1 protein-coding gene is annotated in these 1057 nt (G+C 70.2%); it reads left to right on the top strand.

Annotation, left to right across the window (positions count from 1 at the left end):
* A partial coding sequence (locus tag NKG60_RS32165) for a hypothetical protein (RefSeq protein WP_352976691.1) occupies positions 1-1057 on the top strand: 1057 nt, incomplete at both ends.

The following is a 1057-nucleotide window of genomic DNA, read 5'->3' as shown; positions in this document are numbered from 1 at the left end:
GCGACCGGTGATACCGGCGCCACGGGTTCGACTGGCGCGACCGGTGATACCGGCGCAACGGGAGCCACAGGCGCAACCGGCGATACCGGAGCAACGGGAGCGACCGGAGCGACTGGCGACACTGGAGCAACGGGAGCCACAGGTGCGACCGGCGATACCGGCGCCACAGGTTCGACTGGCGCGACCGGCGACACTGGAGCAACGGGAGCCACAGGCACGACCGGCGATACCGGAGCAACGGGAGCGACCGGAGCGACTGGCGACACTGGAGCAACGGGAGCCACAGGTGCGACCGGTGATACCGGCGCCACGGGTTCGACTGGCGCGACCGGTGATACCGGCGCAACGGGAGCCACAGGCGCAACCGGCGATACCGGAGCAACGGGAGCGACCGGAGCGACTGGCGACACTGGAGCAACGGGAGCCACAGGTGCGACCGGCGATACCGGCGCCACAGGTTCGACTGGCGCGACCGGCGACACTGGAGCAACGGGAGCCACAGGCGCGACCGGTGATACGGGAGCCACAGGTTCGACTGGAGCAACCGGCGACACGGGTGCAACCGGTTCGACTGGTGCGACTGGCGACACCGGAGCCACTGGAGCCACTGGCGCGACCGGCGACACGGGAGCAACGGGAGCCACAGGTGCGACCGGTGATACCGGCGCCACGGGTTCGACTGGCGCGACCGGTGATACCGGCGCCACGGGTTCGACTGGCGCGACCGGTGATACCGGCGCAACGGGAGCCACAGGCGCAACCGGCGATACCGGAGCAACGGGAGCGACCGGAGCGACTGGCGACACTGGAGCAACGGGAGCCACAGGTGCGACCGGCGATACCGGCGCCACAGGTTCGACTGGCGCGACCGGCGACACTGGAGCAACGGGAGCCACAGGCACGACCGGCGATACCGGAGCAACGGGAGCGACCGGAGCGACTGGCGACACTGGAGCAACGGGAGCCACAGGTGCGACCGGTGATACCGGCGCCACGGGTTCGACTGGCGCGACCGGTGATACCGGCGCAACGGGAGCCACAGGCGCAACCGGCGATA

The sequence above is a fragment of the Mesorhizobium sp. M1428 genome (assembly GCF_040317515.1).
Taxonomy (GTDB): domain Bacteria; phylum Pseudomonadota; class Alphaproteobacteria; order Rhizobiales; family Rhizobiaceae; genus Mesorhizobium.
The sequence above is the reverse complement of the archived record's forward strand: the minus strand, read 5'-3'. Positions and strand labels throughout refer to the sequence as shown.